This window comes from Enterobacter sp. SECR19-1250 (assembly GCF_013391025.1).
GTDB classification, from domain to species: domain Bacteria; phylum Pseudomonadota; class Gammaproteobacteria; order Enterobacterales; family Enterobacteriaceae; genus Enterobacter; species Enterobacter cloacae.
This window is the reverse complement of the sequence record NZ_JACASJ010000189.1, coordinates 1-4,567: the sequence shown is the minus strand read 5'-3', so window position 1 is coordinate 4,567 and position 4,567 is coordinate 1. Positions and strand designations below refer to the sequence as shown.

Annotated in this window: 4 protein-coding genes and 1 pseudogene; 3 read left to right on the top strand and 2 right to left on the bottom strand. The window is 53.7% G+C overall.

The features are described from left to right. Positions 1-49: 49 nt before the first annotated feature. Positions 50-235: pseudogene (locus tag HX884_RS25365) on the top strand (universal stress protein); the annotation flags it as partial. 32 nt (positions 236-267) lie between these two features. Here HX884_RS25365 and HX884_RS25360 read toward each other — a convergent pair. Beyond that, a complete protein-coding gene (locus HX884_RS25360) occupies positions 268-954 on the bottom strand; it encodes a GntR family transcriptional regulator (RefSeq protein ID WP_013096780.1) in 687 nt (228 codons plus the stop codon). Between the two features lie 91 nt (positions 955-1,045). Continuing rightward, positions 1,046-1,792 (bottom strand): bifunctional NADP-dependent 3-hydroxy acid dehydrogenase/3-hydroxypropionate dehydrogenase YdfG, encoded by a 747-nt coding sequence (gene ydfG, locus HX884_RS25355; RefSeq protein WP_020688209.1) that lies wholly within the window; start codon positions 1,790-1,792, stop codon positions 1,046-1,048. Between the two features lie 143 nt (positions 1,793-1,935). Here ydfG and dcp point away from each other — a divergent pair, with 143 nt between their 5' ends. Both dcp and HX884_RS25345 read left to right on the top strand, forming a co-directional pair. Then, positions 1,936-3,969: a peptidyl-dipeptidase Dcp gene (gene dcp, locus HX884_RS25350; RefSeq protein WP_178328969.1), complete on the top strand. Its 2,034-nt coding sequence runs from the start codon at positions 1,936-1,938 to the stop codon at positions 3,967-3,969. Between the two features lie 221 nt (positions 3,970-4,190). Then, positions 4,191-4,529 (top strand): DUF6694 family lipoprotein, encoded by a 339-nt coding sequence (locus HX884_RS25345; protein WP_249166299.1) that lies wholly within the window; start codon positions 4,191-4,193, stop codon positions 4,527-4,529. Positions 4,530-4,567: the final 38 nt, after the last annotated feature.

The following is a 4,567-nucleotide window of genomic DNA, read 5'->3' as shown; positions in this document are numbered from 1 at the left end:
ATGCGTGATCTGATCCTTCAACTCAGCAAAAGTTCGATTTATTCAACAAAGTCACATTCATTGTGAGGTGCGTTTCGGCAACGTGCGCGATGAAATTATCAGGATGAGCAAAGAAGGGGAATATGACGTGATTGTTATCGGTTCAAAAAACCCGACTATCACCACGCATCTGCTGGGTTCAAATGCGGAATCTATCCTGCGCTACGCCACTATTCCGGTCCTGGTTGTACGCTAATCTCTCCGCCGCGCCGAAAGGGTGCGGCGAATTTAATCTTCGCTAAACCACTCGCTGTTTTCCTGCCGAATAAGCTGCACGGATTCGCTGATCTCCTGCAGATGGACGGTCATCGCTTTTTCCACACCGTCAGGGTCGCGTTTTTCCAGCGCGCTGAAAATATCATAATGCTGTCGAAGCAACATTTCCGGTGGCGAGACGTGGTCAAGACTCATATAACGCACACGGTCGATCGTGGCTTTAATGTTTTCAATGGTATCCCAGGCCAGCTGACAATCGGCAATTTGCGCCAGCTTCTGGTGAAACTCATCATCGAGCTGAAAGAAGTCGTTAAGCTGTTTGCGGTCGATGGCAATACGCTGCTGATGCAGGTTTTGCTCCAGCCAGTAACACTGGTTGTCATTCATCAGCGTGGCCGCACGCCGGGCCACCGCGCACTCAATGGCCTGACGGACAAAACAGCCGTTACGGACCTGAGAAAGCGATATTTTATTCACATAGCTGCCGCGCTGCGGGCGGATCTGAATCAGGCCGTTTTCAGCAAGCTTGATAAACGCCTCACGTACGGGCTGACGGGAAACGTCAAAACGCACGGATACCTCTTTTTCTGAAAGCGGCGTACCAGGCGGGATCAGGCAATGCACAATATCACGACGTAATATGCGATAGATTTGCTGGTTAACGGGCTGGGTGGGATTGAGTTGCGATTCAGCGGCCATGAGTTGTCATTTCTCAGAGAGTTAGCCTGAACATACTACCATTCTTTTATACCCTGATACAGACCCGGCCCGCAGGCCGGGAAGGGCAGAGTTAGCCTCGATGGACGTTAAGTCCGGCAAAGCTCTGGCTGACAGGCATCATCTCTACGGTGTTGATATTGACGTGGTTTGGCAACGTCGCGACCCACCAGACCGCTTCGGTGACATCTTCCGGCGTCAGCGCGTTGGCATTTTCGTAGGTTTTATCTGCTTTCGCGTCATCGCCTTTGAAACGCACGTTGGAGAACTCGGTACCGCCCACCAGGCCCGGCTCGATATCCGTGACGCGAATGGCGGTGCCGTGCAGATCGGTACGCAGGTTCAGGCTGAACTGACGCACGAACGCTTTTGTCGCACCATAGACGTTGCCGCCCGCATACGGCCAGCTTCCGGCGGTCGAGCCGATATTGATAATATGGCCGCGATTGCGCTCCACCATGCCTGGCAGCACGGCGCGGGTCATATACACCAGCCCTTTGTTGTTGGTGTCGATCATGTTTTCCCAGTCTTCCACGCTGGCTTTGTGCGCGGGCTCCATACCCAGCGCCAGACCGGCGTTGTTGACCAGCACGTCAATGGCACGCCACTGCGCGGGGAGGTTGGCAATCATCTCTTCAATGGCGGCGCGGTTGCGCACATCAAGCTGCGCGGTCAGGATATTGTCACCCAACTCTTCTTTCAGCTCCTGCAGACGCTCCTGACGGCGACCTGTGGCAATCACCTTGTGGCCGTTGGCGACGAAGCGACGCGTGATGCATTCACCAAAACCTGCCGTTGCCCCGGTAACTAAAATAATCATCTCACTGTTCCTCAACGCTTTTTGTGTTGTACTAACATAGCACGCCCTGAGAGGGTGCGTTAAGGCATCATTTGTATGACCGCATTGCGGTCAATGGCGGCCTGGCCTACTCTGGGAAAGTTAACCGTTATCAGGAGTAAAAGATGTCAACCCGTAACCCTTTTTTTGACATTAGCCTGCTGCCTTATCAGGCCCCGCGTTTTGATGAAATCAACGACAGCCACTATCGCCCGGCATTTGATGAGGCCATACGCCAGAAGCGGGCAGATATTGATGCCATCGTCGCGCAAACGGCAGCACCCGATTTTGATAATACGGTACTGGCGCTGGAGAAAAGCGGTGCCATGCTCGCGCGCGTCAGCAGTATTTTCTTTGCCATGACGTCGGCGCACACCAATGCCCGCTTACAGGAGCTGGAAGAACAGCTCTCAACCGAGCTGGCCGCGCTGGCCAATGATATCTGGCTCAACGACACGTTATTTTCCCGCGTGGAGAGCGTCTGGCAGGATCGTGAGGCGCTGGATGCTGAGTCCCGCAGATTGGTCGAGGTGACGCACCAGCGCTTCGTGCTGGCCGGGGCGCGACTGAACGACGCTGAAAAAGCTGAACTGAAAGACCTGAACACACAAGTCGCCTCACTGATCAGCCAGTTCAACCAGCGACTGCTGGCCGCAGATAAGGCGGGCGGGCTGGTGGTGGATTATGTTCACCAGCTTGAGGGGTTAAGCGCAGAGGAGATCGCCACGGCTGCTCAGGCCGCCGCCGATAAAGGGCTGAAGGATCGCTGGCTAATCCCCCTCCTGAACACCACCCAACAACCTGCGCTTTCACTGCTTCGCAATCGACAGACCCGTGAAAACCTGTTCAACGCAGGCTGGCTGCGTACGCAGAAAGGCGATGAAAATGATACCCGCGAGTTGATCCTTCGTCTCACGGCATTGCGTGCGCGCCAGGCGCAGCTTTTGGGCTTTGACGACTTTGCGAGCTGGAGCATCGCCGACCAGATGGCAAAAACGCCGGAGGCCGCACTGACCTTTATGCGTGGAATTGTCCCTGCGGCGCGCGCCCGTGCGGTGCAGGAACAGGCCGATATCCAGAAAGTCATTGATGATGAGCAGGGCGGCTTCACCGTGCAGGCCTGGGACTGGGCCTTTTATGCCGAGCGTGTGCGTCAGGCGAAATATGCCCTGGATGAGTCGCAAATTAAGCCGTATTTTGCGCTCAATAACGTACTGCATGATGGCGTATTCTGGACGGCCAGCCAGCTGTTTGGCATCCGCTTCGTCGAGCGCTTCGATATTCCGGTGTATCACCCGGACGTCCGCGTGTGGGAAATTTTCGACCACACCGGAGAAGGCATGGCGCTGTTCTACGGCGATTTCTTCGCCCGCGATTCGAAACAGGGCGGAGCGTGGATGGGGAATTTCGTCGAGCAATCATATGAATTTGCCTCCCGTCCGGTTATCTACAACGTGTGTAACTATCAAAAACCCAGCCACGGAGGCGCCGCGCTGCTCTCCTGGGATGATGTAATAACCCTGTTCCACGAATTTGGTCATACGCTGCACGGCCTGTTTGCCAGTCAGCGCTACGCCACGCTGTCCGGGACCAATACCCCGCGTGATTTTGTTGAGTTCCCGTCGCAAATCAATGAGCACTGGGCCAGCCACCCGCAGGTATTTACCCACTATGCCCGCCATTACGAGACCGGCGAACCGATGCCGGACGCGCTGCGCGAAAGCATGCTCAACGCAACGCATTTCAACAAAGGCTATGACATGACGGAAACGCTCAGCGCCGCGCTGCTGGACATGAACTGGCACGGCATTCGTGAGGCCGTTTCGAGCGTAGAGGAATTTGAAAAAGCAGCGTTGGAAAAAGAGGGGCTGGATCTGCCCGCCGTACCGCCACGTTATCGCAGCAGCTACTTCGCGCATATCTTCGGCGGCGGCTATGCGGCAGGTTATTACGCCTACCTGTGGACGCAGATGCTGGCGGATGATGGCTATCAGTGGTTTGTCGAGCAGGGCGGTTTAACCCGCGAGAATGGGCAAAAATTCCGTGAGGCGATTCTGTCGCGCGGGAACAGCACGGATTTAGCTGAACTGTACCGAACCTGGCGCGGGCACGATCCGAAGATTGAGCCGATGCTGGAGAATCGCGGGCTGAGCGAGTAGCGTCAATTTTGGCTTAAACAGGACCGGGCGGAAGCCCGGTTTTTTTGTCCAGTTTCTCTTCTCGAAAACGCCTCTAATTTTGCTCCGCACTGGCGAAGCAGCTAAAGCTGAGGGTTTCGTCTGGTATGCAACAAATTTCCAATAACATGCACAAGTAGATTTTGTCGTGTGGTCAAACTCTGGTAGGATTAATCTTAATTTTTTACTGATGGAACAGGAACATGAAGAAAATTGTTGGTGTGTTATTATTTTCTTGCTTACTCGTCGGGTGCGATAAACCCAAAATTGATTCTTCAACTGATGCTGCAATGAAATCCTCGATAGCCAAAGTCAGAGATTCACTTCCGGAAAATAAACGGGAGGAATTCGATAGCGCCTTAAAGGTTGTGGCATTCAGTAACATCAACATGGCTGACCTGATGCGTTCCACTTCAAATAATGATAACGAAGAGATAAGCAAAAAGATGCGCGAAAGCCTGTCTGGTAAGACGGGTGAAGAAATAATCTCTTACGCACAGCAAGTCACTGCTGAGAGAGAGATGAAGGACTTTGTTGAATAAATCGAACTTTTGCTGAGTTGAAGGATCAGATCACGCAT